Genomic DNA, 19,832 nt, shown 5'->3' with positions numbered 1-19,832 from the left:
GGTCAGTCCTCCTCGGGAGCCGTGCCGTCGGTGACGGATGCCCGGCCGACGTCGAACCGCTTCATGCGTTCGAGTACGGCATCGGCCGTAGGGCGTTCCATCTCGTCCACTATCCGGCCGTCCGCCAGGAAGAGGACCAGGTCCGAGTGGGCGGCGGCGTTCGGGTCGTGGGTGACCATGACGACCGTCTGGCCGAGCTCGTCCACCGCCTGGCGCAGGAACGCGAGGACCTCCAGACCGGCCCGCGAGTCCAGGTTGCCGGTCGGTTCGTCCGCGAAGATCAGCTCGGGCCGGGAGACCAGCGCCCGGGCACAGGCCACCCGCTGCTGCTGACCGCCGGAGAGCTGGGACGGCCGGTGCCTCAGCCGCTCCCGCAGCCCGAGTGTGTCGACGACCTGGTCCAGCCACTTCTCGTCGGGCTTGCGGCCCGCGATGTCCATGGGCAGCGTGATGTTCTCGGCCGCGTTCAGCGTCGGGATCAGGTTGAACGACTGGAACATGAACCCGATCCGGTCCCGCCGGAGCCGGGTCAGCTCGCGCTCCTTCAGTCCCGTGATCTCCGTGTCGCCGAGCCAGACCTGACCGGCCGAGACCGTGTCGAGCCCGGCCAGACAGTGCATCAGCGTGGACTTCCCGGACCCCGAGGGCCCCATGACCGCGGTGAACCGGCCCCGCGCGATGCTCACGTCCACGGAGTCCAGGGCCAGCACCGTCGTCTCGCCGGAGCCGTACGCCTTGGTCAGACCGTGGGCACGGGCCGCGATCCCGTCGGGGGTGGACAAGGCCGCTGTGGACAAGACTGCCTCCTCGCTCGCGTCGACGTGCCGAGACTAGTGTGATCCGGCGCACAGTCGGTATCTCTTTTCGATTCCGGCGCGCCCTTGCCGCTGCTAGCGTCCACGCGCTAGCGTCGAAGGCATGGCGAAGACCCAGCTGAACGTCCGCGTCGACGAGGGCACGGCCCAGGCCGCCCGCGAGCGCGCCACGGCGCGCGGCATGAGCGTCAACCGCTATATCGAGGAACTCGTCAGACAGGACGCCGGCGAGGTGGGCCACACCTTCGTGGAGGCCGCCGCCGACTTCATGAAGCAGTACGAGAGCGTCTTCGCCGATGAGTTCGGCGCGGACCGCGAGGGCACCGTGCCGGAAGGCCGCCGCTGATCCCTTGAGCGATCTCCGTATCGATCTCGCCTGGCTGCTCATGCTCGCCGAACAGCAGACCCCGGGCGACCCCCAGGTCACCGACTGGGGCGCCCTGATCGCCGCCGTGGCCCGCCACCAGGCCGAGATATTCGACGTCCCCGTCTACACCGACCCGCCGGCCCGCGCCGCCGCGCTGCTCCAACTCCTCATCCACGTCCCCGCGCTGGAGCGCTCGAACGCGCTGTTCGCCTGCGCGGTGGCCTACGCCTACCTCGTGGCCAGCGGTCTGAAGGTGGCCACCTCGCCCGAACAGGTGCGGGATCTGGCCCGCCTGGTCAAGACGGGTGATGCGTCGGTCGCCGACATCGCGCAGGAACTGCGCCAGTGGAGCCTGTGAGGACACCCCGCGCCTAAGGCCGGTAGGCCGTGCCGAGAACGCCGTAGGAGAAGGGGAACCGCGGCCCCTTCTCCGGCAGGAACACCTGCCGGTACGGGCCGAGTTCGAACCCGGCCTCGCGCAGTGCGCCGACCGTGTCCCGGGTCAGATGGCAGCCGCCCGCGAGAGAGGGCCAGACCGTGCGGTCCAGGGCGCGCTGGGTGGCGCGCATCGCCCGGCCGCCGCCGGGGCCGTGTTCGAGGAACCGCAGCTCACCGCCGGGCCTCAGCACCCGCCGCAGCTCGGCCAGCGCGCGCGGCACGTCCCGTACGCTGCACAGCACCAGCGAGACCACCGCCGCGTCGAACGCCTCGCTCTTGACCGGCAGCGCCTCCGCCGCACCGGGCACCACGTCCACCGGCACCCCGGCGCGCAGCGCCGCCTCCAGCGCCAGTGTCCGCATCCGGCGCTCCGGTTCGATCGCGACGACCTCCGAGACGGTCCCCGGATAGTGCGCGAAGTTCAGTCCGTTGCCCGCGCCGATCTCGATGACCCGGCCGGAGAGCCCGGCGAGCAGCCGGTCCCGCACACCGGCGAGACCGGCCCGGGTCTCCGCCGCCGAGCCGAGTGCGGCGTAGCAGCGGGCGAACAGCGGGTGGTGGACGGGGTCACCGGGCACCCGGCCGGAGCCGGCGGACCGTATCGGCATGACGACCTCCCGGGCAGGACGGGCCTACCCGGATTCTCCCCCGCGGGGAGCCGTCGCACCCCCGCTGTCCTTCACACGGTCACGGTCGTGCGCGCGGGGTCACTGGATGAAGTCGCGCACCTGCTCGTAGACGCCGTAGTCGTTGTTCATGTCGTTGTGCGAGATGCACCCGACGCCGACATTGGTGGCCCCGCTCAGCAGCGCCGAGGAGTCGGGGTCGATGGCCGCGTCGCAGTTCGACCAGTACGTCGCGTAGCTCACGCTGCCCGGCGTCTCGTCACCGGAGTTGAGCGCGGTGAGGAAGGAGCTGCCGGTGACCATCTCGGCGCAGGAGGTGTACAGCCAGCTGCACCAGGAGGCGGCCGACGTACCGTGGTTGACGCCCGCGACGGAGACGAAGTCGTCCACGTAGGACGTGCCGCCGAGGTTCTTGAGGTAGTAGCGGGCGCTGAGGGCGCCCATCGAGTGGACGACCACGTCGACCTTGCTCGCGCCGGTTCTCGCCAGCACGTTCTTGATCTCGGTGGCCAACTGGGAGGCCGTGGTGGCGTTCGACTGGGACCAGCTGTACGTCCACGCGTCCAGCTCGGCGGACGTGTAGCCGTCGGCCTTGAAGTCGGCGACCCAGTCGTCCCAGCTGCTCGACGAACTGCTGATGCCGTGCACGAAGACGACGGGGTTGTGGGTCGCCGCCTGGGCGGTGGGGGCGGAGAACGACAGTGACAGAAGGAGCGACGAGACCACGGCCGAGAGGACCGTGGCGATGCGACGCCTGGAGCGCTGCATGATGCCTCCTGAAACGGGTGGGGTTGCCAGGAGTGTCCGGTCGGGTCTACGCGCGCCGCATCGGTGAAATCGCCGGTCTTTACTGTTCAAGTAACCCGCCAGTAACGTCAATCGCGTGGTGACTCCTGTAAACCCCCCACGTTTCGACGGCACTTCGCCACCGCCGCCCCCGGCCCCGTGGCGGCGCCCGGTCATGTCCCTCCCCGAGGGCGTCCGGGCGCGCGTGCTGCGTCTGGTGTACGGCGATCAGCGCGCCGCCGCCGAACTCGCGGCGCGGCTCACCGACCGTCAGGCGGCCGGCCTGGACCCCCTGCCCACCGACCCCGCCGACCTCGCCCCCGGCCTGCTGCACGGCTACCGCCGGGAGATCCGCGCCCTGCCCGACGACACCCGGCTGCTGCTGCTCCTGGCCGCCGCCGACCAGTACCCGGTCGCCACCCACGCGTTCCTGCGCGCCGTGGCCGCCGCCCGCCTCGACACCCGCCCGCTGGAGGCCGCCGAGAGCGCCGGCCTCGCCCACGCCACGGCGGGCGGGGTCGGCTTCCGCGACGCCTGGACCCGGATCGCCGCCTACGAGACGGCCGCCCCCGCCGACCGCCGCGACGCCCACCGGCTGCTCGCCCGTGTCCTGCACGACGACACCGAACTGCCCCGCCGCTCCTGGCACCGGGGCGCGGCCGCGCTCGGCCCCAGCGGGCGGCTCGCCGCCGAGCTGACGGCCGCCGCCGACCGGGCCCGCCGGGCCGCCGACCCCGCCCTCGCGGCCGCCCTCAACGAACGCGCCGCCGCCCTCGGCACCGACCCCCGCGAACAGTCCCGCCAACTCGCCCGCGCGGCGGCCGACGCCTGGCACTCCGGCGACGCCGACCGCGCCCGCACCCTCGCCGCCCGCACCAACACCGACGCCCTCACCGGCGTCCTCGCCCTGCGCACCGGCCAGGCGGGCGAGGCGTTCGACGCCCTGGTCGCCGGGGCCACCCTCACCACCGAACCCGTCGCCCTCCTCGCCCGCGCCACCGAAGCCGCCGTCTACACCGGCGACCTGCGCCGATGTCGGGAAGCGATGGCCGTCGCGCGACGGCTCGGCGTCCGGCCGCCCGGGGTGCTCCCCGCCCTCGCCGCCGCCGTGGACGGACGGTACGAGGACGCCCGCGACCTGCTGGAGGCCACCGCCGGACGGTGCGGCCCGGGTGGCGACCCCAGCCGGCTCCTGCACGCCGGCATCGCCGCCCTGATGCTCGGCGACCACACCCGCGCCGCCACCGCCACCGTCCGCGCGGCCGCCGCGGCCCGGGCCCGGGGCCTGACCGCGACCGTCTCCCAGGCGATGGAGTTCCGCGCCTACGCCGACTTCTGGACCGGCCGCCCCCGCGCCGCCGAGGCCGCCGCGCTCGACGCCCTACGCCAGTCGTACGCCACCGGACAGGACAACGGCGCCTGCCATCTGCAGGCCGCCCTCGCGATGTTCGCCGCGCTCACCGGCGACGGCGACCTGTGCCGGGAGCGTGCCGCGGCGGCCCGCTCCTACGCCCTCGCCCACGGCCTCGGGCTGCCCGCCGCCCTCGCCCAGTGGGCGCTCGCCTTCCTCGACCTCGGCTCCGGACGCTACGGCGCCGCCGCGGCCCGGCTGCGCGCCCTCGCCGCCTTCGGCCCGGGCCACGGGCACCGGGCCGTCCGCCACCTGGCCACCCCGCACTACGTCGAAGCCGCCGTCCGTGCGGGCGACACCCGGATCGCCCGCGCCGCCCACGCCGACTACGACCGCTGGGCCCGCGCCGTCCGCAGCGCCGACGACCTCGCCCTCAGCGCCCGCTGCCGGGCCCTGCTCACCCCCGGCGCCGAAGCCCTCGACCACTACCGCACGGCCCTCGACCTGCATGCCGACGGCACCCGCGCCTTCGAACGCGCCCGTACGGAACTGCTGTTCGGCAGCGCCCTGCGCCGGCTGCGCCGCCGCGCGGAGGCCCGCGACCGGCTGCACAGCGCGCGCGAGGCGTTCGAGTCCTTCGGGGCGCCGCACTGCGCCGAGGCGGCGCGGGCGGAGCTGCGCGCGCTCGGGGCGCCGGCCGGCCCGGCCCGGGGTGCCGAGCCGCCGATCGTCCGGCTGACCGCCCAGCAGCTCATGGTCGCGCGGATGGCCGCGGAGGGTGCCACGAACCGGGAGATCGCCGCGCGGCTTGCGCTCAGTCCGCGGACCATTGATCACCATCTGCGGGGGGTTTTCACGCGGCTTGGGATTCGGTCCCGGATTGAGTTGGTGCGGTTGCTTTCGGAAGGGGAATGAGCATTGTTGTTCGTCCGCGGGTGCGTTGTGGCTGGTCGCGCAGTTCCCCGCGCCCCTATCGGGGCGCTGCCAGTGCCCCTTCTCGGAAAGCTGATGCCTCCCATGTCCCGTCCAAGCGCGCCGCCAGCCAGCCCGGGGCCGCCGTGCGGAAGTCGGCCGGGGCGAGTGCGCCCACGCCCATCGGGAGGGCGCCCAGCAGAGGTGCCCCGGCCACGTCCGGCAGGTCCGTGACGTTGCAGCGCATCGCCAGGTCGGGGGAGTCGGGCCAGCCGCCGATCACCACGCCCAGGAGCTCCACGCCCCGGGCGCGCAGTTCGCGGGCCGTCAGTTCCGTGGTGTTCAGCGTGCCCAGGCCCGCCGAGGCCACCACGAGGACCGGCGCCCGCAGCGCCTGGGCCACGTCGGCCAGGGTGCCGCCCGCCTCGTCGAAGCGGACGAGCAGTCCGCCCGCCCCCTCGACCAGGACCAAGTCGTGCTCCGCGGCCAGCTTCTGGGCCGCCTCGACGACGTCGTGCGGCCGCACCGGGGGCAGTCCCGCACGCCGGGCCGCGGTCGCCGGGGCGAGCGGTTCGGGGTAGCGGGCGCACTCGGCCGTCGTGACCGGGCCCGCGAGCCGCGCGACCTCCTGGGCGTCGCCGCACTCGTCCGGCCGCACCCCGGTCTGCGCGGCCTTCAGGACGGCCACCGTGCGGCCCGCCGCGAGCGCGGAGGCGGCGACGGCCGCCGTGGTGACGGTCTTGCCGACCTCCGTGCCCGTCCCCGTGATCACCAGGATCGGCATGTTCATCCCTCCCGCGCCGCGGCGCACACCGCGCGCGCGATCCGTGCCACGTCCGCGTCGCCGGTGACGTACGGCGGCATCGTGTAGACCAGATCGCGGAACGGCCGCAGCCAGACGCCCTCCCGCACGGCCGCCGCCGTGGCGGCCTTCATGTCCACCGGGTGGTCCAGCTGGACCACCCCGATGGCGCCGAGGACCCGTACGTCCCGGACCCCGGGGAGCCCGGCGGCCTCCGCCAGCCCGTCCCTGAGGCCCGTCTCGATCCGCTTGACCTCCGCGAGCCAGTCCTGCCCGAGCAGCAGCCCGATCGAGGCACAGGCGACGGAGGCGGCGAGGGGGTTGCCCATGAACGTCGGGCCGTGGGCCAGGACCGGCACCTCGCCCCGCGAGATCCCGTCGGCCACCCGGGAGGTGCACAGCGTCGCCGCCATGGTCAGACAACCGCCGGTCAGCGCCTTGCCCACGCACATCACATCCGGCGTCACCGCCGCGTGCTCCGCCGCGAACAGCGCGCCCGTGCGCCCGAACCCGGTCGCGATCTCGTCGAACACCAGCAGCACGTCGTGCGCGTCGCACGCCTCGCGGAGCACCCGCAGATACGCGGGGGAGTGGAAGCGCATCCCGCCCGCGCCCTGCACCACCGGCTCCACGATCACCGCGGCCAGTTCGTCCGCGTGCCGTTCGATCGCGGCGCGCAGCTGATCGGCGTACGTCTCCTCGTACTCGACCGGTGGCGGGTCCACGAAGATCTGACGGGGCAGCACGCCGGTCCACAGCTCGTGCATGCCCCCCTCGGGGTCGCACACCGACATCGGCTGCCAGGTGTCGCCGTGGTAGCCGCCGCGCCAGGTCAGCAGGCGTTGTTTGGTCCCCCGGCCGAGCGAACGCCAGTACTGCAGACACATCTTCACCGCGACCTCGACCGACACCGAACCGGAGTCGGCGAGGAAGACATGTTCGAGGCCTTCGGGAGACATGTCGACAAGGAGCTTCGCCAGCCGGACGGCGGGCTCGTGCGTGAGCCCGCCGAACATGACGTGGCTCATCCGGCCGAGCTGCTCGCGCGCGGCCTCGTTGAGCACCGGGTGGTTGTAGCCGTGGATCGCCGACCACCAGGACGACATGCCGTCGACCAGCTCGCCCGAGCCGTCCGCGAGCCGCAGCCGCACCCCGCTCGCCGACTCCACGACGAGCGGGTCCACCCGGCCGGGCATCGGACCGTACGGATGCCAGACGTGCCGCCGGTCCAGCTCCAGCAACTCGGCGACGGGCAGTGCGGGCAGCTCAGGCATTGGGCGCGAGGTCGGTACCGGCGCCTCGGCGGCGCACGGCGACCAGGTCCGTACGGGGCTCACCGGCCGGGGCGGCGGCAGCGGCCGTACCGCACACCGGGCCGCCCTCGTGCGACCCGCAGCCGGAACCGCAGCCCGCCTCCGCGTGGGAGCCGCAGCCGGCCTCGGCGTGCGAACCGCACCCGCCCGCGCCCGCCGTCGCCCGGTGCTCCGGCAGGGTGATCTCGCCCGCGCCCTCCACCTCGAAGCCGGCGTCCGCGATCATCTCCAGGTCGGCCTTGCCGGCCTGGCCCTCGGTGGTGAGGTAGTCGCCGAGGAAGATCGAGTTCGCCAGGTTCAGCGCGAGGGGCTGCATCGTACGGAGATGGACCTCGCGGCCGCCCGCGATCCGCACCTCGACGTCCGGGCAGACGAACCGGACCATCGCGAGGATCCGCAGACAGCGCTGCGGGGTGAGGTTCCACTCCTTGCCCAGCGGGGTGCCCTCGACCGGGATGAGGAAGTTGACCGGCACCGAGTCCGGGTCCAGCTCGCGCAGCGAGAAGACCACGTCCACCAGGTCCTCGTCGCTCTCGCCCATGCCGGCGATCAGCCCGGAGCAGGCCGACAGGCCCGCCGCGTGCGCCTTGGAGACGGTGTCCACCCGGTCGGCGTACGTGTGGGTGGTGGTGATGTCCCCGTACGTCGCCTCGGAGGTGTTGAGGTTGTGGTTGTAGGCGTCCGCGCCCGCCTCGCGCAGCCGCTCGGCCTGGCCGTCGGAGAGCAGCCCCAGACAGGCGCACACCTCGACGCCCTCGTTCTGGTCCTTGATCGCCTTGATGGTCTCGGAGACCCGGTCCACGTCACGGTCGGTGGGACCGCGCCCGGACGCCACCAGGCAGACCCGCTTGGCCCCGCCCGCGAGCCCCGCCGCGGCCGCCTTGGAGGCCTGGTCGGGCTTGAGCCAGGTGTACTTCAGGATCCCGGTCGTGGAGCCGAGCCGCTGGGAGCAGTACGAGCAGTCCTCGGGGCACAGGCCCGACTTGAGGTTGACGAGATAGTTGAGTTTCACCCGCCGGCCGAACCAGTGGCGGCGCACCTTCCCGGCCGCGGCCACCACGTCCAGCACGTCGTCGTCGGAAGTGGCGAGGACGGCGAGCGCCTCCTCGCGGGTCGGCAGCTCGCGCCGAAGCCCCTTGTCCACCAGCGTGTTCAGCAGGTCCATGAGAGCCGATCCTGTCCTACGGGACCGCCCCGGGCCAAGGTAGGGATCACACAACACACCCGGATCGACGTGTGGGTATTGCCACACCGTGGGTAGCGGTCCGTGACGCTAGGGTCTGTCCGCTACCTACAAAAGCCCCGGAGGAGCCATGGCGTTCGGCTGGATCGACGAACAGGCGCGGGCGCGCCGGCGGGCCGGACTCGTCCGGACGCTGCGGCCCCGTCCGGCCGACTCCCCGCTGCTCGATCTCGCGAGCAACGACTACCTGGGCCTGTCCCGGCACCCGGAGGTCACGGCGGGCGCCGCGGCGGCCGCCCGGACCTGGGGCGGCGGATCGACCGGCTCCCGGCTGGTCACCGGCACCACCGAGCTGCACACCGAGCTGGAACGGGAACTGGCGGAGTTCTGCGGCTTCGAAGCGGCGCTCGTCTTCTCGTCCGGGTACGCCGCGAACCTCGCCGCGGTCACCGCGCTGGCCCCGCACGGCTCGCTGATCGTCTCCGACGCGGGCAACCACGCCTCGCTGATCGACGGCTGCCGGCTGGCCCGTGGGACCACCCAGGTCGTGGCGCACGCGGACCCGGACGCCGTCCGCAAGGCGCTCGGCACGCACGACGGCCCGGCGGTGGCGGTCTCCGACACGGTCTTCTCGGTGGACGGCGACGCCGCCCCGCTGGCCGGTCTCGCCGCCGCCTGCCGGGAGCACGGCGCCGGGCTGGTGGTGGACGACGCGCACGGCCTCGGCGTGCTCGGGAACGGCGGCCGGGGCGCCGCGTCCGCGGCCGGGCTGGCCGGCGCCGAGGACGTCGTCGTCACGGTGACGCTGTCGAAGTCCCTCGGCAGCCAGGGCGGGGCCGTGCTGGGGCCCGCGCGGGTGATCGACCATCTGGTCAACGCGGCCCGCACCTTCATCTTCGACACGGGCCTGGCCCCCGCGGCGGCGGGTGCGGCCCTCGCGGCGCTCCGGCTGCTGCGCCGGGAGCCCGAGCGGGCGGCACGCGCGCGTGCGGTGGCGGCCGAACTGCACGAGCGGCTGACGGCCGCGGGCCTGGAAGCGGTGCGTCCGGACGCCGCGGTCGTCTCCGTGCGTGCGCCCTCCCCGGAGGAGGCCGTGCAGTGGGCGGCGGACTGCCGGTCGGCGGGCCTGGCCGTGGGCTGCTTCCGTCCTCCCTCCGTGCCCGACGGCGTCTCACGCCTGAGGCTGACCGCCCGCGGCGACCTCTCCGGGGCCGAGCTGGATCGCGCTGTACGGGTCATCGGGGAGACACGACCATGAGTCGGCGTGACACGGCCGTGGGTCGCCCCTGCTGCCGGATGACGGTGATCAGTGGAACGCGGTGGTGAAACCCGACCAGCTCTCGGGGGAGAAGAGCAGGGCGGGACCCTCCGGGTCCTTGGAGTCGCGTACGGCGAGCAGCCCGGCGAAGGGCCCGAGGGCCGGCCGGGCCGTCTCCACGCAGTTGTTCGCTCCCGTGCTGTAGCTGCTGCGCAGCCACCGCACCTGGGGCAGAGCGTGGGGATCGGTGCTGCGAGGTGCGTTCCGGGTTACGTTCCGAGGTACGTTCCGAGGCAGAACAGTCATGGTGCCTCCCTACGCGCCGTCAGCTGTCGCGGCGATGTAGTCCAGTGATTCCCCGGGCGAAAGGGCATGTGCCCGAAGGGCGTTGAAGGCCTCGGTGTAGGCCTCGAGGTCTTCTTTCCGTTCGAGGTAGAGGCTACTCGTCAAGTGGTCGAGAACAACCACATCCAGATCAGGCGCGCTCGAGAATGAGAAAATAACGAAAGGGCCGGTGACGCCGATATGGGCGCCGGCCGCGAACGGCAGTACCTGCAATCGCACTTGGGGCAGTCGAGCCGCCTCCATAAGCCGGACGAGCTGGCGCTCCATGACCTCGGGGCCGCCCACCTCCCGCCGCAGCACCGCCTCGTCCAGCACCGCGCTCAGCCTCAGCGGCGGCTGCCGGCGCAGCACGTCCTGGCGGGCGAGCCGCACCTCCACCAGCGTGTCCAACTGGTCCTCGTCGGCCCCCTCCACCGCCGCCCGGGTCACCGCGCGTGCGTACTCGGCCGTCTGGAGCAGTCCCGGGACCACCGTCGTCTCCAGCGTGCGCATCGCCCCGGCCTGCGACTCCAGGCTGATGAAGTCCCGGTACGCGGCCGGCAGGACCCCGCGATAGGCGTGCCACCAGTGGTCCCGGCCACCGCTCTCCTCCGAGCCGGCCAACGCCGTCATCAGCTCCCGCAGTTGCGGGTCGGTCACGCCGTAGGCGTCGAGAAGTAACCGCACATCGGCCGGTTTCGTACCGCTGGTGCCGGTCTCGATGCGGCTCACCTTGGACTGGTGCCAGCCGACGAGCCGGGCCGCCTCACCGCTCGTGAGCCCCGCCCCGGCGCGCAGACTGCGCAGTTCGGCACCCAGCTTCCGGCGGCGCACCGCGGGACCGTGCTGCATGGGCCCTCCTCCTTATTCCTGACGGGCCGTCCAAAAACGCTCTGCCGTGGCAGAGTTCACCGCATTGGGCGACAGATATATGCATATCTTGGTGGATCGCCACCCGTGACCGGTGTGCTGATGGCAGTCTGGCGAAGAAGCACCAGTCCGGGACCGTACTCGAACCATCCGCAGCGTGTCGGACTCCGGTCCCGTGGGAAAGGGACGAGGTCGCCATGGCAGACCATCTGGAAGCATCCGTCACTCTGCCGAGCGATCCCGCCTCGGTCTCCACGGCCCGCGGATTCGTGGCCGACACGCTCGGTGAATGGGGATTGCCGGCGGACTCGGAGGCGGCCGACACCATCCGGCTGATCGTCTCCGAACTCGCCACCAACGCCGTGCAGCACACCCTCGGTCAGTCGCCCACCTTCACGGTGGCCCTGGCGCTCGACCGCGACGAGCGGCTGCGCATCGGCGTCACCGACAGCCATCCGCGCTTCCCCAGACGACTGCCGGCCGCCGTCCAGCAGGACAACGGCCGAGGCATGGTGATCATTCGCTGGCTGACCGCCGAGCGCGGCGGCAGGCTCGGAGTACGCCCCACACGGGAGGGCGGCAAGACGGTCACGGTCGAGCTGCCGTGGACCGTCCCGGCGGAGCAGGCGGCCCGCGCCGCGGTGCCCCCGCGGGCGGGAGAGCTCCCGGGGCGGTGAGGGCGCGTCAGGGACGCCGCCACCACCCCGGGAAGCGGTGCTCGGGCCGGGGCCCTAGCGGACCCGGCCGTACCAGACGCTCTTGGTCCAGATCTTCTCCAGCTTGACCCAGCTGCCGGTCTTCGGCGAGTGCCAGATCTTGCCGTGCCCGGCGTAGATCCCGACGTGGTACACGTTCGACCCCGAGTGGAAGAACACCAGGTCGCCGGCCTTACGGCTGGAGGCCGAGATGTGGCGGGTCTTGTTGTACTGCTGCGCCGCCGTGCGCGGCAGGGTCTTGCCCGCCTTCTTGAACGAGTACATCGTGAGACCTGAGCAGTCGAACCTCTTCGGTCCGGCGGCCCCGTACTTGTACGGTGCACCCTTCTTGGACGCCGCGACCTGGAGCGCCTTCGTCGCCGGCGTGGCGGCCGCGGCGTCGGCGGCGACACCGGGGATCACGATCGAGCCGCCCACGGCGGCGATGGCGAACGCGGAGGCCGTACCGGCCCGGGCCATGAGCGACGGGACACGATTGAGCGCAGTCATGCGCAACCCTTCGTCAACCGCCTGTGAAGGATGACCTGTCGGATTCGGGCTGACAAAGGTGCCCGGCCGCTCTCGCGGCTTCACCCCAAGGGCTGCTCGGCCCGGTCATGGCGTGACCGTTCCGGCGACCCGTCGTGCTTGGGTCCTCCACTCCTGCCGATGCACTCCTGTCGACGGGTCAATCCGGGCAGCGGCAGGACTCGGCGTCCGCCCGGACCGCCCCGCCGCTTGTGGCGGGGACTTGTCGTCAGACACGGATCTTGACTCACCGTTGACCGAAAATCCCAATGGAACCGGTGATTTGTGGGGTTACTCACCACTCACCCGTTCGGGTGGACACCCTGATGGGGGATCAGGTGTCAAGGGCGCCAAAGGCCCCCCGACCTGCGCCGCTACCCCTTGTGCCGCCCCGGAAAACAGCGCCTTCGGCACAATGCGCGCGCTCGCAAGAGGAGCCGCCGCTACGCCGAACGGGGGTAACCCGTCTGGTGCGTTTCAGGTCCGGCCGGGACGTCGCGGTCGCCGCGGCGGCGCTCCGGACCGGACGAGCGTGCGTCAACTGTCGGAGAGCGGCGGGACCGTGACCCGCGCGGTGCGGCGCTCCCCGTCCAGGACGCGCAGCGCCCGCGCGAGGGTCGGCGCGTGCAGCTCGCTCTCGCCCCGCTGATGCATCAGCGTCAGCGCGTCGCGCAGCTCCGCCGCCCTCGCCACCAGCGCCTGGGCGGCCCTGAGGCCCCGGTAGGTGTCACCGTCGTGCGCGGGATTGATCCGCCCGAGCAGATCCACGACGTCCAGGTAACGGTCGATCAACTCGGCCTCGGCGCGGGTGAGCGCGGGCAGCGGCGGCAGATCGGGAACCATCGTCGCTCACCTCGTCCCGGAGAGGTCGCGCCGGCTCGGGACCACCCCGTCCACCAGGCCGTACTCCTTGGCCTGCGGCGCGGTCAGGATCAGATCCCGCTCGATGTCCTCGGTCACCTGTTCGGGGCTGCGCCCGGTGTGCCGTACGAGCATCTCCTCCAGCAGATCCCGGGTGCGCGCCAGCTCCTCGGCCTGGATCGCCAGGTCGCTGGCCTGGCCTTCGACAGGCTCCAGGGCCGGCTGCCGGATGATCATCCGCGCGCCCGGCAGCGCGAACCGCTTGCCGGGGGTGCCCGCCGCCAGCAGTACCGCCGCCGACGAGCCGGCCTGGCCGAGGCAGGTCGTCTCCACGTCACAGGTGACGTACCGGACGGTGTCGTAGATCGCGGTCATCGCCTGGAACGAGCCGCCGGGGGAGTTGATGTACAGCGCGATGTCCCGGTCCGGGTCCTTGTGCTCCAGGTACATGAACTGGGCCATCACGTCGTTCGCCGCGATGTCGTCGATCGGCGTCCCGAGGAAGACGATCCGCTCCTCCAGCAGCTTCGAGTACGGATCCATCGTGCGGTGTCCGAAGCTCGTGCGCTCCGTGAACTCGGGCAGGACGTGGCGGGCGGACGGTCGGGTCATCGGGAACCCCTCCTCGGGCGTCTGGCGCATCTGTAAAAAATGTACAGGACGTACGTGACGTTAGAATGGGGTCATGGCCTACGAGATTCCGGTGACGCAAGCCAGGGCTGAACTCGCCGACCTGATCAACCGGGTGGTGTACGGCGGTGAGCGTGTCGTCGTGACGCGGCACGGCAAGCCCCTCGTCGCCCTTGTCTCCGCCGCCGACCTGGAGCGACTCGATGAACTGGACCGGTCGCCGGAGGAGCTGGAGCGGCCCGTCGAGGAGCCGGTGATCGGCTCGGTCTCCGCCGTGCGCGAGGTCGCGTCCGCTCGCCGCGAACAGCACCGGTTCGGGATCGTGGCGGAACACCGCGGGCCGAACCCGTCGTAGACACGGCGAAGGCCGCGCACCACCGGGGTGCACGGCCTTCCAGGGGGCGGAGGGCTCCGGTCAGGCGACCAGGGCCGGCTCCCACTGCTCGGCGGCCGGCCCGGCTGGCGTCCTGCGCGCCTTCAGCCGGGTGCCCAGCAGCACCGCGCCGAGACCGAGGGCGGCCCACCACACCAGGGTGAGGGCGGGGCCGGTCGCCGCCGCGCCGTCGAAGAACGACACCGAGCGCAGCAGGGTCGTGCCCGCGCCCGGCGGCAGCCACTGGCCGATCGCCCCGGCCGGCTCGGGCAGCATCCGCGGGGCCGAGGGCGCCCCGGAGAACGGGTTGCCGAGGAACATCACCAGGAACGACACGAGACCGATGCCCGCCGGGCCGGCCAGGGCGGCGCAGCCGGCCACCGCCGCGGCCACCGCGAGCGTCGACAGCGCGAACACCGAGGCCTCCGCCCACCAGTCGCCGGTGAGCACGCCCAGCCAGCTGTCCGCCAGCGCCGCCGCGACCAGGCCGACCAGGGCCGCCGCGCCGACCAGGGCGAGCGCCGCGCGCAGGCCGCGCAGCCCCAGGACGGTCACCACCGCGCCCGCGACGATCCCGGCCAGCGCCAGCGGCAGCACACTCGCGTTCAACGCCGCGCCGCGCGGGTCGGTCGACGGGGCCGGCACCACGTCAACCGTCTTCACCCCGGTGCCCTCGGCGGCCGTCCGCCCGGCCACCGCCTGCTGGAGCAGCTGGGCCACGACCGGGCTCGCGGCCGAGGCGGTCAGCAGCTCGGCACCCCGGGCGGTGACGACCACCGCGCCGTATACGGTCCGGTCCTCGATCGCGTCGCGGGCGGCGGCCTCGTCCCGGTAGCGGTGGATCTCGAAGGCGCCCTCGTGCCGGGCGAGCTCCTTCTCCACCTGGGCCGTCGCGGCGGCCGGGCCCGCCACGCCGAGCGGCAGATCGCGGGGCGCGGTGCGGGCGGCGGGCCAGGCGAAGGCCCACAGTGCCACGGCGGCGAGGGTCGGGACGAGCAGGACGACGGCGATCAGACGCCGGGTGGCGGACATGGCTTCCCCCTGGGGGAGTAGACGAGAGAGCAGTGGGATCTAAAGAGTGGGATCTAAAAAAGAAGGATCGTTCGTTTTACTTGCGTTCCGAGCGTGCGCCTGTCGGTCGCGCCTTGTCAAGAAGGAATGTTCGTTTTACGTTTGCGGCATGGCACGCGTATCCCAGGCCCACCTCGACGCACGCCGCCGGCAGATTCTCGACGGCGCCGCGGTCTGCTTCGCCCGCAACGGCTTCCACGCCACGTCCATGCAGGACGTGCTGAAGGAGGTCGACCTGTCGGCCGGCGCGGTGTACCGCTACTTCAGCGGCAAGGAGGAGCTGATCGCCGCGATCGTCTCCGAGGTGCTCGGCCAGGTCCGGACCTCCTTCGAGGAGGCGGCCCGGCTCGACCCGCCGCCGCCCCCGGACGTCCTGGTGACCGAGGTCCTAGGCCGCACCCTCGCGGCCCGCGCCTCCCTGACCGTCGACGGGAAGCCGGCCTTTCCCCGTCTGGTCGTCCAGGTGTGGACGGAGACCCTCCGCAACGACGAGCTGGCGGCGATCCTGCGGGAGGGGTACTGCGCGGTGCGCGCGGCGTGGGGGCGGATCGTCGAGGTGTACCAGGCCGCCGGGACGATGCGCGCGGACGTCCCCCCGGACCATGTGGCGCGCACGATGATCGCGGTCGTCCTGGGCTTCCTCGCCCAGCAGTCGCTGTTCGGGCCCGCGCCGGTGGAGGTGCTGGGCGACGGCCTGCGCGCCCTGATGAGCGTGTCGGAGGCCGAGGGGCGGCCGGTTCGGTCACAGCTCGGTTAACGTGCTCGAAATGCACCCCAACTAGCCTGCCCCTCCACGCCACCAGGGCTTTTCCTCGTGGCTGCGGCAACCGGGCCCCGCACGGTCCGGAGCGAGGATGTGAGGTGGGACGTGCAACTGACCCCGCACGAGCAGGAGAGGCTGCTGATCCATGTCGCGGCCGACGTCGCCGAGAAGCGCCGGGCCCGCGGACTGAAGCTCAACCACCCCGAGGCCGTCGCCCTCATCACCTCGCACATTCTCGAGGGCGCGCGGGACGGACGCACGGTCGCCGAGCTGATGGCCTCCGGACGCAAGCTGCTCACCCGGGACGACGTCATGGAGGGCATCCCCGAGATGATCCACGACGTCCAGGTCGAGGCCACCTTCCCCGACGGCACCAAGCTCGTCACCGTCCACGACCCGATCGTCTGACGGGGGAGGCCGCCATGATTCCCGGAGAGATCCTCTTCGCCGAGGACCCGATCGTCTGCAACGAGGGCCGCGAGATCACCCGGCTCACCGTCCTCAACGCCGCCGACCGGCCCGTCCAGGTCGGTTCCCACTACCACTTCGCCGAGGCCAACCCCGGTCTGGAGTTCGACCGCGCCGCCGCCCGCGGCAAGCGGCTGAACGTCGCCGCCGGTACCGCCGTGCGCTTCGAGCCCGGCATCCCCGCCGAGGTGGAACTCGTCCCGCTGGCCGGTGCCCGGGTGGTGCCCGGACTGCGCGGGGAGACCGGAGGTGCCCTCGATGCCTGAGATCTCGCGTGCCGCGTACGCCGACCTGTTCGGCCCGACCACCGGCGACCGCATCCGCCTCGCCGACACCGATCTGCTGATCGAGATCGAGGAGGACCGCTCCGGCGGCCCCGGGCTCGCCGGTGACGAGGCGGTCTTCGGCGGCGGCAAGGTCATCCGGGAGTCCATGGGCCAGTCGCGTGCCACGCGCGCCGACGGCACCCCGGACACCGTCATCACCGGCGCCGTCGTCGTCGACCACTGGGGGATCGTCAAGGCCGACGTCGGCATCCGCGACGGGCGCATCACCGCGCTCGGCAAGGCGGGCAACCCCGACACCATGGACGGCGTCCACCCCGATCTGGTGCTGGGCCCCGAGACCGAGGTCATCGCGGGCAACGGACGCATCCTCACGGCCGGCGCGGTCGACGCGCACGTCCACTTCATCTGCCCGCAGATCGCCGACGAGGCGCTGGCGGCGGGCGTGACGACACTGGTCGGCGGCGGTACCGGCCCCGCCGAGGGCTCCAAGGCCACCACCGTCACCCCGGGCCCCTGGCACCTCGCCCGCATGCTGGAGGCGATGGAGCAGTACCCGCTCAACATCGGCTTCCTCGGCAAGGGCAACACCGTCTCCCAGGAGGCGATGCTCTCCCAGATCCGGGGCGGCGCGCTGGGCCTGAAGCTGCACGAGGACTGGGGCTCGACCCCGGCCGTCATCGACGCCTCGCTGACCGTCGCGGAGCGCACCGGCATCCAGGTCGCCATCCACACGGACACCCTGAACGAGGCCGGGTTCGTGGGCGACACGCTCGCCGCGATCGCCGGGCGGGGCATCCACGCCTACCACACCGAGGGTGCGGGCGGCGGGCACGCGCCGGACATCATGACGGTGGTCTCCGAGCCGCACGTCCTGCCCAGCTCCACCAACCCGACCCGCCCGTACACGGTGAACACCGCCGAGGAACACCTCGACATGCTCATGGTGTGCCACCACCTCAACCCGGCGGTCCCCGAGGACCTGGCCTTCGCCGAGTCCCGGATCCGGCCGTCCACCATCGGCGCCGAGGACATACTCCACGACCTCGGCGCCATCTCGATCATCTCCTCCGACTCCCAGGCCATGGGCCGGGTCGGCGAGGTGATCCTGCGGACCTGGCAGACCGCGCACGTCATGAAGCGCCGGCGGGGCGCCCTGCCCGGCGACGGCCGGGCCGACAACCGTCGCGTACGGCGCTATGTCGCCAAGTACACGATCAACCCGGCGCTGGCCCAGGGGCTGGCCAGGGAGATCGGGTCCGTCGAGACGGGCAAGCTCGCCGACCTCGTCCTGTGGGAGCCGGCGTTCTTCGGTGTCAAACCGCACCTCGTGCTCAAGGGGGGCCAGATCGCCTACGCCCAGATGGGTGATGCGAACGCGTCCATCCCGACCCCGCAGCCGATCCTGCCGCGGCCGATGTACGGGGCGATCGGCCGGGCCCCTGCCTCGAACTCCTTCAACTTCGTGGCACCGCTCGCCATCGAGGACGGGCTGCCGGAGCGGCTCCAGCTCGGCAAGAGGTTCGTCGCCATCGAGTCCACCCGTGCGGTCACCAAGGCGGACATGCGGGAGAACGACGCCCGGCCGCGCGTCGAGGTCGACCCCGACAGCTTCGCCGTGCACATCGACGGCGAACTGGTCGAGGCGACCCCGGCGGCCGAGCTGCCCATGGCCCAGCGTTACTTCCTGTTCTGATGGGCGGGACGTGATGGGCACGGCAGCACTGCTGGTCCTCGCCGACGGCCGCTTCCCCGCCGGAGGGCACGCGCACTCCGGCGGGGCGGAGGAGGCGGTCAAGGCGGGGCGGATCACCGGAGCGGCGGACCTGGAGGCATTCTGCCGGGGCCGGCTGCACACGGCCGGACTCGTCGCCGCCGCCCTCGCCGCCGCGGCGGCGGACGGCGCGGACCCGGCCGCGCTGGACGCGGCGGCGGACGCCCGCACCCCGTCCCCTGCGCTGCGGCTGGCCGCGCGCAGGCTGGGCCGCCAGCTGATGCGGGCCGCCCGCGCGACCTGGCCGAGCCCCGAGCTGGACGCCCTGGCCCGGGAGTTCCCCAAGGGCGCCCACCAGCCGGTGGTGCTGGGACTGACGGCGCGCGCGGCCGGACTGGGGCCCGAGGACGCGGCGTACTGCGCGGCGTACGAGAGCATGAGCGGCCCGGCGACGGCCGTGGTACGGCTCCTGAGCCTCGACCCGTTCGAGGCGACGGCGGTCCTGGCCCGGCTGGCACCGGAACTGGACCGGGTCGTCGACCGGGCGACGGTCGCCGGGGCCGCCGTACGGACCGCCGGCGTCGACGCCCTGCCGTCGGCGTCCGCGCCGCTGCTGGAGATCGGCGCGCAGGCGCACGCGGCCTGGCCGGTGCGGCTGTTCGCCTCGTAGGGCTCAAACGCCGGACGCGCTGAAAGACTTCCACTGAAGGAGAGTTGTCCCATGCACCTCGACCACTCCCACCCCGGTCCCGCCGCCGTCGGCGCCGATGCGCGTCGGCCCGACGGTGCGCGGCGGGCCCTGCGGATCGGGCTCGGCGGGCCCGTCGGCTCGGGCAAGACCGCCACCGTCGCCGCGCTCTGCCGGGCGCTGCGCGACGAGCTGTCCCTCGCCGTCGTCACCAACGACATCTACACCCGCGAGGACGCCGAGTTCCTGCTGCGGGAGGCCGTGCTGCCGCCCGAGCGGATCACGGCCGTGGAGACCGGGGCCTGCCCGCACACCGCGATCCGGGACGACATCTCCGCCAACCTCGAAGCCGTGGAGGACCTCGAGGACGCCGTCGGGCCGCTGGACCTCGTGCTCGTCGAGTCCGGCGGGGACAACCTCACCGCCACCTTCTCCAAGGGGCTCGTCGACGCGCAGATCTTCGTCATCGACGTCGCGGGCGGCGACGACATCCCGAGGAAGGGCGGCCCGGGCGTCACCACCGCCGACCTGCTCGTCGTCAACAAGACCGACCTCGCCCCGTACGTCGGCTCCGACCTCGCCCGGATGGCCGCCGACGCCAAGGCGCAGCGCGCCGAACTGCCGGTGGTGTTCCAGTCGTTGCGCGGCGGGAGCGGGGTGGCGGACGTCGCCGCCTGGGTGCGGGCGCAGCTCGGCGCCTGGACGGCGTGAC

General features: G+C 72.8%; 24 protein-coding genes and 1 riboswitch. Of the genes, 12 read left to right on the top strand and 12 right to left on the bottom strand.

Annotated elements, in window-relative coordinates; translation table 11 throughout:
- Positions 1-2: 2 nt before the first annotated feature.
- Positions 3-797, bottom strand: coding sequence for an ABC transporter ATP-binding protein (locus tag ABZ464_RS15565; RefSeq protein ID WP_359276413.1), 795 nt, complete (start codon positions 795-797; stop codon positions 3-5).
- 121 nt (positions 798-918) lie between these two features.
- On the opposite strand from ABZ464_RS15565, the gene ABZ464_RS15560 reads away from it, so the two are divergent.
- Together ABZ464_RS15560 and ABZ464_RS15555 are read left to right on the top strand one after the other, a co-directional pair.
- A complete protein-coding gene (locus ABZ464_RS15560) occupies positions 919-1,161 on the top strand; it encodes a toxin-antitoxin system HicB family antitoxin (protein WP_359276410.1) in 243 nt (80 codons plus the stop codon).
- A 4-nt stretch (positions 1,162-1,165) separates the two neighbouring features.
- Positions 1,166-1,540, top strand: coding sequence for a fic family toxin-antitoxin system, toxin component (locus ABZ464_RS15555; RefSeq protein ID WP_359276407.1), 375 nt, complete (start codon positions 1,166-1,168; stop codon positions 1,538-1,540).
- 13 nt (positions 1,541-1,553) lie between these two features.
- On the opposite strand, the gene ABZ464_RS15550 is transcribed toward ABZ464_RS15555, so the two are convergent.
- Positions 1,554-2,228: a class I SAM-dependent methyltransferase gene (locus ABZ464_RS15550; RefSeq protein ID WP_359276405.1), complete on the bottom strand. Its 675-nt coding sequence runs from the start codon at positions 2,226-2,228 to the stop codon at positions 1,554-1,556.
- 99 nt (positions 2,229-2,327) lie between these two features.
- Positions 2,328-3,014, bottom strand: a complete 687-nt coding sequence (locus ABZ464_RS15545) for an alpha/beta fold hydrolase (protein ID WP_359276402.1) — start codon at positions 3,012-3,014, stop codon at positions 2,328-2,330.
- Positions 3,015-3,207: 193 nt separating this feature from the next.
- Between ABZ464_RS15545 and ABZ464_RS15540 the strand changes: the two genes are divergently transcribed.
- Entirely contained in the window at positions 3,208-5,298 is a 2,091-nt protein-coding gene (locus tag ABZ464_RS15540; RefSeq protein WP_359276399.1) for a LuxR C-terminal-related transcriptional regulator, read from the top strand.
- A gap of 55 nt (positions 5,299-5,353) precedes the next feature.
- Here ABZ464_RS15540 and bioD read toward each other — a convergent pair whose 3' ends face one another.
- The 3 genes from bioD to bioB are packed head-to-tail and all read right to left on the bottom strand — an operon-like array spanning position 5,354 to position 8,575.
- Complete coding sequence (bioD, locus tag ABZ464_RS15535) at positions 5,354-6,079, bottom strand: dethiobiotin synthase (protein WP_359276827.1); 726 nt, start codon at positions 6,077-6,079, stop codon at positions 5,354-5,356.
- 2 nt (positions 6,080-6,081) lie between these two features.
- Positions 6,082-7,371, bottom strand: coding sequence for an adenosylmethionine--8-amino-7-oxononanoate transaminase (locus ABZ464_RS15530; RefSeq protein ID WP_359276396.1), 1,290 nt, complete (start codon positions 7,369-7,371; stop codon positions 6,082-6,084).
- Entirely contained in the window at positions 7,364-8,575 is a 1,212-nt protein-coding gene (gene bioB, locus ABZ464_RS15525) for a biotin synthase BioB (protein WP_359276393.1), read from the bottom strand. The genes ABZ464_RS15530 and bioB overlap by 8 nt, the downstream gene beginning before the upstream one ends.
- Before the next feature lie 148 nt (positions 8,576-8,723).
- Between bioB and ABZ464_RS15520 the strand changes: the two genes are divergently transcribed.
- Entirely contained in the window at positions 8,724-9,851 is a 1,128-nt protein-coding gene (locus ABZ464_RS15520; protein WP_359276390.1) for an 8-amino-7-oxononanoate synthase, read from the top strand.
- A 48-nt stretch (positions 9,852-9,899) separates the two neighbouring features.
- On the opposite strand, the gene ABZ464_RS15515 is transcribed toward ABZ464_RS15520, so the two are convergent.
- Complete coding sequence (locus ABZ464_RS15515) at positions 9,900-10,157, bottom strand: DUF397 domain-containing protein (protein ID WP_359276387.1); 258 nt, start codon at positions 10,155-10,157, stop codon at positions 9,900-9,902.
- 9 nt (positions 10,158-10,166) lie between these two features.
- A complete protein-coding gene (locus tag ABZ464_RS15510) occupies positions 10,167-11,027 on the bottom strand; it encodes a helix-turn-helix transcriptional regulator (RefSeq protein WP_359276384.1) in 861 nt (286 codons plus the stop codon).
- A gap of 215 nt (positions 11,028-11,242) precedes the next feature.
- Here ABZ464_RS15510 and ABZ464_RS15505 point away from each other — a divergent pair, with 215 nt between their 5' ends.
- Positions 11,243-11,722 carry an ATP-binding protein gene (locus ABZ464_RS15505; RefSeq protein ID WP_359276381.1) on the top strand — a complete coding sequence of 160 codons (480 nt, stop codon included), beginning with the start codon at positions 11,243-11,245 and terminating at the stop codon, positions 11,720-11,722.
- A gap of 54 nt (positions 11,723-11,776) precedes the next feature.
- On the opposite strand, the gene ABZ464_RS15500 is transcribed toward ABZ464_RS15505, so the two are convergent.
- The 3 genes from ABZ464_RS15500 to ABZ464_RS15490 all read right to left on the bottom strand — a co-directional run bounded on the left by ABZ464_RS15500 (position 11,777) and on the right by ABZ464_RS15490 (position 13,741).
- A complete protein-coding gene (locus ABZ464_RS15500; protein ID WP_359276378.1) occupies positions 11,777-12,250 on the bottom strand; it encodes a C40 family peptidase in 474 nt (157 codons plus the stop codon).
- A gap of 3 nt (positions 12,251-12,253) precedes the next feature.
- Positions 12,254-12,436: riboswitch (cyclic di-AMP (ydaO/yuaA leader) on the bottom strand.
- Between the two features lie 369 nt (positions 12,437-12,805).
- Positions 12,806-13,111, bottom strand: a complete 306-nt coding sequence (locus ABZ464_RS15495; RefSeq protein ID WP_359276376.1) for a hypothetical protein — start codon at positions 13,109-13,111, stop codon at positions 12,806-12,808.
- A gap of 6 nt (positions 13,112-13,117) precedes the next feature.
- Entirely contained in the window at positions 13,118-13,741 is a 624-nt protein-coding gene (locus tag ABZ464_RS15490) for an ATP-dependent Clp protease proteolytic subunit (protein ID WP_359276374.1), read from the bottom strand.
- Positions 13,742-13,814: 73 nt separating this feature from the next.
- On the opposite strand from ABZ464_RS15490, the gene ABZ464_RS15485 reads away from it, so the two are divergent.
- Complete coding sequence (locus ABZ464_RS15485) at positions 13,815-14,114, top strand: type II toxin-antitoxin system Phd/YefM family antitoxin (RefSeq protein WP_359276372.1); 300 nt, start codon at positions 13,815-13,817, stop codon at positions 14,112-14,114.
- A gap of 60 nt (positions 14,115-14,174) precedes the next feature.
- Here ABZ464_RS15485 and ABZ464_RS15480 read toward each other — a convergent pair whose 3' ends face one another.
- Positions 14,175-15,164, bottom strand: a complete 990-nt coding sequence (locus ABZ464_RS15480) for an ABC transporter permease (RefSeq protein ID WP_359276370.1) — start codon at positions 15,162-15,164, stop codon at positions 14,175-14,177.
- A gap of 148 nt (positions 15,165-15,312) precedes the next feature.
- Between ABZ464_RS15480 and ABZ464_RS15475 the strand changes: the two genes are divergently transcribed.
- The 6 genes from ABZ464_RS15475 to ureG all read left to right on the top strand — a co-directional run bounded on the left by ABZ464_RS15475 (position 15,313) and on the right by ureG (position 19,831).
- A complete protein-coding gene (locus ABZ464_RS15475; RefSeq protein WP_359276367.1) occupies positions 15,313-15,960 on the top strand; it encodes a TetR/AcrR family transcriptional regulator in 648 nt (215 codons plus the stop codon).
- 111 nt (positions 15,961-16,071) lie between these two features.
- On the top strand, positions 16,072-16,374 hold the full coding sequence (locus ABZ464_RS15470) for an urease subunit gamma (RefSeq protein ID WP_010355509.1): 303 nt from the start codon (positions 16,072-16,074) through the stop codon (positions 16,372-16,374).
- Positions 16,375-16,388: 14 nt separating this feature from the next.
- The gene (locus tag ABZ464_RS15465; protein ID WP_359276364.1) at positions 16,389-16,700 is read left to right on the top strand and encodes an urease subunit beta; all 312 of its coding nucleotides are present in this window, start codon (positions 16,389-16,391) and stop codon (positions 16,698-16,700) included.
- Positions 16,693-18,414: an urease subunit alpha gene (locus ABZ464_RS15460; RefSeq protein WP_359276361.1), complete on the top strand. Its 1,722-nt coding sequence runs from the start codon at positions 16,693-16,695 to the stop codon at positions 18,412-18,414. Before ABZ464_RS15465 ends, ABZ464_RS15460 begins: the two co-directional genes overlap by 8 nt.
- A gap of 13 nt (positions 18,415-18,427) precedes the next feature.
- Positions 18,428-19,102: an urease accessory UreF family protein gene (locus ABZ464_RS15455; protein ID WP_359276358.1), complete on the top strand. Its 675-nt coding sequence runs from the start codon at positions 18,428-18,430 to the stop codon at positions 19,100-19,102.
- 51 nt (positions 19,103-19,153) lie between these two features.
- Positions 19,154-19,831, top strand: coding sequence for an urease accessory protein UreG (gene ureG / locus ABZ464_RS15450; RefSeq protein ID WP_359276355.1), 678 nt, complete (start codon positions 19,154-19,156; stop codon positions 19,829-19,831).
- The last annotated feature ends 1 nt before the right edge of the window (position 19,832 follow it).

Source organism: Streptomyces sp. NPDC005820, from assembly GCF_040630255.1.
Taxonomy (GTDB): domain Bacteria; phylum Actinomycetota; class Actinomycetes; order Streptomycetales; family Streptomycetaceae; genus Streptomyces.
This window is presented reverse-complemented; position numbering and strand designations above follow the sequence as displayed.